The following is a 5162-nucleotide window of genomic DNA, read 5'->3' on the forward strand; positions in this document are numbered from 1 at the left end:
TTTTTCTGTCTTATTTTGCTGTTTGAGTAAATTTGAGTAGATTTTTAGAAGCGGTCTGAGTTGACGGGGCTTTCTTTGGTGGTTAACTTGACAATACCGTTACAAATCAGGAAGAATCGAAATTATTTATACTGAAAATTAAAACCTTCGTCAGGATTTGTTAGCAATGGTTATTAATATCAACTTAACTCCCCAAGAAATACAATCTCTGTATCAAGCATCTGTCATAACAGGATTAGATGTTGATGAACTGATTCACAATGCTATTATTAACGTTATTAAAACATCCATTAATCCCAAACCGACAACATCCGACGATGAAAATGTAATTAAGTATCAAGTATATAAGCCTGATGTTGATCCTTATGCACCAATTTTTGACGAATCCGACTGGGAAATTTTCACTGATTCTTCCACAAACTCATGATTATTATTGATACTCATATTTTGCTGTGGTGGAATGTCAGATCTTTTACTCAGTAAGAATTTAAAAATGTGCAAGTTAAAAATTGTGGTCAGTTTAGAGAAAATTTCTACGAGAAGTTTGATACATCCAATAATTAAAGCCTGAAAACAGTCCTAAAACTATTGCAGATGTAATTAAAATAATGGGTTTCATTGGTATTAACAAAATAGAAGTAATAAACTCACAGGTAATCAATAACAACAGAATATTGATAATAGTCTGTCGAGTCATTTTACTACAACAAACTGCTCCAAAAGGAGCGCCAAAAACTACTACTGGTATAGCAGCTAACCAATAACTATAAACAGTTTCTGGCAATTTATCTATAAACAGTAATTGTATAATAAACCCAGCTAAAGCATTGATAGCCATAATCACCACAGAAGTAGAAGTAGCTATTTTTTCGTCTAGTTTATACATTAAAATCATCGCAGAAAATAGCAATATATCTATACCATTACCAATGAAACTAGTAATTAAGCCTCCCACTAAACCTAAGAAAAACAGAAAAAAGTTATCTCTAAAATTAAATTGAATTATGGGTGCAGATTGTGGGTTAAAATTGTGTTTAACTATTAACAAAGTGATGCCAAAACTGAATAACATAGTAGTAAAACACATTTTCACCACATCAGGAGGTAAATAGTTACTCAAAAATTTCAACCCCAAAAAAATACCGATAATACCGCCACAACTACTCCAGAAAATAAAGCGCCACTGGACCTTAATTTTAGTTAAACAAATACTCACAGAAGCAGCAGTCATACCCACACTTTGAATGGCTAAAGAAAATAATTTAGCTTCGGTAGGAGAGATATGTAGCAATTTAGTAAAAACAGGAAAAGCCACTGCCCCTCCTCCTAAACTGGTACCACCAGCAATCATTGAGCCAAAGAGCATAGTTACAGCAATTTGCCAATAATTGCTTAAATAGTACCAAGCTTGAGTGATGCCGAGAATCACTAGCCAAGTAGTCCAAGTCATGAGAATTATCAACAAGACAATTTGTTTTTTAGACATACATTTACTCTCAAAAATTTACTGATATAGCAGTGCTTGTTGACATTAGGAAATTTTGATCCCCCCTAACCCCCCTTGAAAAAGGGGGGAAAGAGATTTATTTTGATATCACACGCCATAATGCGTAGAGCTATAAAGTTGTAAAGCGGCTTTTAAAGCAGGAGGTATGGGGGTTGGTAATAATTTTTCACCAACCCTATTCATACAAGCGGTTTGTTGTTCACCACGAGCGACTAATTCTTCTCCATCAGGATTAAGGCGCCAGTATTCAAAAATCATGGTAATGCGATTTTGTGTCATTTCCCCTAGACGCATTTTGATTGCTACTTGGTCAAAGGCGAATAATTCTGAGAAGTATTCACAGGAAACACGCACAGTAGCTAAGGCTAATCCTTGAGCCAAATCTTGTAAAATTTCCGGTGCGTGGTCTTTTAAAAACATTTCGCGAGTGCGACCCTGCCAGCGAACATAATTGGCATAATATACATTACCCACTAAATTTGTTTCTTCAAAACTGACAGTGTGTACATATTCATAGGTACGAATACTAATACCTTGTTGCTGTTCACTCATTTTAGCTTCTAGAGTGGGGGTAGTTATGGGTTTAATCGTCGGCATAGTGGTAGTATATCAAATCCTCTATACCGATGTTAGCGATCATTTACGTGAATATGCCACCCTGATGGCGATAGGCTTCAATAAAACATATTTCTGGTCTACAGTAGCCCAAGAATCCTTATTATTATCAATGATGGGTTATATACCTGGCTTTTTACTCTCTGCAATTTTATATAAAATAGTAAAACATGCTACTCTCCTACCCATATCGATGACTACCATGAGAACCTTGTTTGTCTTTAGTCTCACCTTGATTATGTGTTTAATTGCAGGTATCTTAGCTATAAAAAAACTCGAAGATGCAGATCCTGCTGATATTTTTTAATCAACTTCATCCCTAGATTTATTTAGTTGTTTTCTCAGCATTTTCTCTAGGATAGACAACTAAATCAAACCAAAAAGTTGTGCCAATACCAACTTCACTAATTAAATTAATAGTAGTGTTATGTTTATCAATAATATTTTTAACAATTGATAAGCCTAACCCTGTACCTTCAAGGGTATGTACTCGATTTTCTACCCGAAAGAAGCGATCAAAAATTGCCGCTTGGTCTTCTGTATCGATGCCTATTCCTGTATCAGATACTTCCACACGAACCATAGGTTTAGACTGATATTCTTCAGTTTTCTTGTACAAATTATAGGCACGAATAGTTACTTTCCCTCCCGATTGAGTAAATTTTAGAGCATTTCCTACTAAATTAGTTAATACTTGTAACAGGAGATCATAGTGACCCCAAACCCGCAATAAATCCGGTTCTATTTCTTGAGTTAATTTAACACCTTTATCTTTAGCATTGAGTTGATAAGTTCTCAAAGTTTGATCAATAAGCTGTTCCAAGTTAACAGCTTCAAAATGATAAATTTTTGAGGATTCTAGCCGTGATAAATCTAAAACATCATTAACTAAACGACTCAATCGGTCTGTTTCGTGATTAGCCGTTTCTAAAAATTCCCGTTTTTGATTTTCATTTAAATCTTCTCCATACTCAAACAAAGTTTCAATAAATGATTTAATATTAAACAAAGGAGTTCTCAGTTCATGGGAAACATTACTAATAAATTGACTCTTAGCTTCATTTAGTTCTACTTCACGAGTTATATCTTGTACTGTCATCGCGATACCTTTAACGGTTTCTCGATACTGGTCTAATACTTGAGTTAGAAGTACCCTTAAACTTCTTTTATTTGGTTGATTAAGAGTAATCGTGAATCCCGCACCTTCGGTATCAATTTCTGTAGGCAAATCTTCTTGATTGTGGAAATCACTATGAGAACTAGTTTTTTTAGCAATGAGTTGATTCAAAGGTTCATATAACTGTAAACTTAATTCTGAGGGCAAATGTTCGAGGATACTTTCGCCGAGGAGAGGCAGAGTTTCCCAGTCAAAAATTTGCCGCGCCGTGGCATTAACTAACATTACCTTTAAATCAGTATCAATAAGAACGGCGCCGTCGGCTATAGTTGAAACTAGAGTTTCTAGTTTAGCTTTTTCTGCGGTTAATTCTTCTATATTTTGTTCTTCATAACGTTCTAATCTTTCAGCCATTTTGTTAAAGCTTAAGATTAATTCTCCTAACTCACCTCCTAGAGGTAAATCAATCCGTTGTTTAAAATTACCTGCGGTAATATTCTTAACTCCCACTAACAATTCTTTAATAGGCTTAGTAATGGTTAAAGCGTTAAAAACAGCACCAAGAATTACCATAGCCCAAATTGAAATAAATACAGCGATAGTCACATCTCTAGTCAAATTAGAAGAGGCTACCACTGTTGGGTTAGGATTAATCCCGATAGCTAATACTCCTAAATATTTATTTTCGTGGGTCAATGGCACAAAAACATCAGTAATTTCTCCGTAGGGGGTTAAATGTTGCCTGATAAATGGCTCCTCGGAATTTTTAGCATAATTTGGGGGAATTTGAATTCTTTTTTCAATTTTTAGAGAATTACGTACCTCAGAATCAGCAAAAGGAATTCCGAAAAAAATCTTCCCTTCTTCATTAGCGTAGAGAATATAGCGCACGCTTGAAGTGCTTGTGTAAAAACGGCTAGAAAAATTAGCAACTTCCAATAAGTTATTATCAGCTATTAAGGGAGTAACATTACCCGCCAACAACAGACCGAGATCTCTGCCAAAACGGGTATCATTGATACGAGCATCCTGTTGAATGGTATTTACTGCCCAAAAGGTCAAACCACTCATCACCAAAGACACAACGAGGGTAGCGGCGGCCATTAGTTTAGTCTGAAGAGTAAACTCAGACCACCACCGAGCGATAACTTCTCTAATTTTTTGCAGTAACTCCAGCAAGGTTGATTAAAGTTAAGATTTAGCGATAGTTGATTTTAATTATTATAATGCTTATTATACTTAAGCCACGAAGAATAGTGTTGAGGCAAGATAGTATTAAGAAGTTTAAATTGAAGGAAAAGTAGAAAATGAATGTCGTAAATAAAAGTGAATCTCTCCATCTGTCTCCCGTGGCTGTTTCTTTAATGGCTGATTTTTTCAAGGTTTTAGCTGAAGAAAGTCGGATCAGTATTCTGTGTAGCCTTAAATCAGGCCCTAAAAATGTTTCTGAAATTATTGAAGCTACGAGTTTAGGACAGGCTAATGTTTCTAAGCATTTAAAAATTCTTAATCAAGCAGGATTAGTTAGCCGTGAACAACAAGGTATTAATGTTTTTTACCAAATTTCTAATCCTTTTTTGTTTGAGTTGTGTGACTTAGTTTGTAATTCTTTGGCTTGGAAGATAGATCAGCAAAATCAACAGTTTCAAGAATTAAAAAACTTTTAAACAAAGTTCTTAATGCTAATAAGCGTGTTTTTTAGTCTACTGAGTTACAAGGGAGAGCTCATAGGGGTAGGTTTTTTACCAAGAGTTTGTAGTATTAGTAGTGTGCGAACTTCGCCTGGAGCGCGTAACGCACCAAGGCTGTCTGTGTTCACAAAATAATTAACTTTTGCGTTATATCATGTCCGTTTAATTATAGCAGTAGGCGATCGCCTCAGATAAGATCCCCCTCAATCCCCCTTACCAAGGGGGACTTTTT

6 protein-coding genes are annotated in these 5162 nt (G+C 35.3%); 3 read left to right on the forward strand and 3 right to left on the reverse strand.

Annotated features, from left to right (window positions below):
* Positions 1-166 precede the first annotated feature (166 nt).
* Positions 167-427 carry a hypothetical protein gene (locus MW688_RS23750; RefSeq protein WP_486738492.1) on the forward strand — a complete coding sequence of 87 codons (261 nt, stop codon included), beginning with the start codon at positions 167-169 and terminating at the stop codon, positions 425-427.
* A gap of 93 nt (positions 428-520) precedes the next feature.
* Here MW688_RS23750 and MW688_RS23755 read toward each other — a convergent pair whose 3' ends face one another.
* Positions 521-1486 carry a sulfite exporter TauE/SafE family protein gene (locus MW688_RS23755; RefSeq protein WP_486738493.1) on the reverse strand — a complete coding sequence of 322 codons (966 nt, stop codon included), beginning with the start codon at positions 1484-1486 and terminating at the stop codon, positions 521-523.
* Positions 1487-1594: 108 nt separating this feature from the next.
* A complete protein-coding gene (locus MW688_RS23760; RefSeq protein WP_486738497.1) occupies positions 1595-2032 on the reverse strand; it encodes an acyl-CoA thioesterase in 438 nt (145 codons plus the stop codon).
* A 52-nt stretch (positions 2033-2084) separates the two neighbouring features.
* Here MW688_RS23760 and MW688_RS23765 point away from each other — a divergent pair, with 52 nt between their 5' ends.
* Complete coding sequence (locus tag MW688_RS23765; protein WP_486738494.1) at positions 2085-2429, forward strand: FtsX-like permease family protein; 345 nt, start codon at positions 2085-2087, stop codon at positions 2427-2429.
* An 18-nt stretch (positions 2430-2447) separates the two neighbouring features.
* On the opposite strand, the gene nblS is transcribed toward MW688_RS23765, so the two are convergent.
* Positions 2448-4418, reverse strand: coding sequence for a two-component system sensor histidine kinase NblS (nblS, locus tag MW688_RS23770; RefSeq protein ID WP_486738495.1), 1971 nt, complete (start codon positions 4416-4418; stop codon positions 2448-2450).
* A 128-nt stretch (positions 4419-4546) separates the two neighbouring features.
* Between nblS and MW688_RS23775 the strand changes: the two genes are divergently transcribed.
* Complete coding sequence (locus MW688_RS23775; RefSeq protein ID WP_486738496.1) at positions 4547-4906, forward strand: ArsR/SmtB family transcription factor; 360 nt, start codon at positions 4547-4549, stop codon at positions 4904-4906.
* Positions 4907-5162 lie beyond the last annotated feature (256 nt).

The sequence above is a fragment of the Johannesbaptistia floridana genome (genome assembly GCF_057440575.1).

Bases quoted from the DNA above. Each gene is read 5' to 3' on its own strand.
- MW688_RS23750 (WP_486738492.1), top strand. From the start codon at position 167: ATGGTTATTAATATCAACTTAACTCCCCAAGAAATACAATCTCTGTAT.
- MW688_RS23755 (WP_486738493.1), bottom strand. From the start codon at position 1,486: ATGTCTAAAAAACAAATTGTCTTGTTGATAATTCTCATGACTTGGACT.
- MW688_RS23765 (WP_486738494.1), top strand. From the start codon at position 2,085: ATGGGTTTAATCGTCGGCATAGTGGTAGTATATCAAATCCTCTATACC.
- MW688_RS23775 (WP_486738496.1), top strand. From the start codon at position 4,547: ATGAATGTCGTAAATAAAAGTGAATCTCTCCATCTGTCTCCCGTGGCT.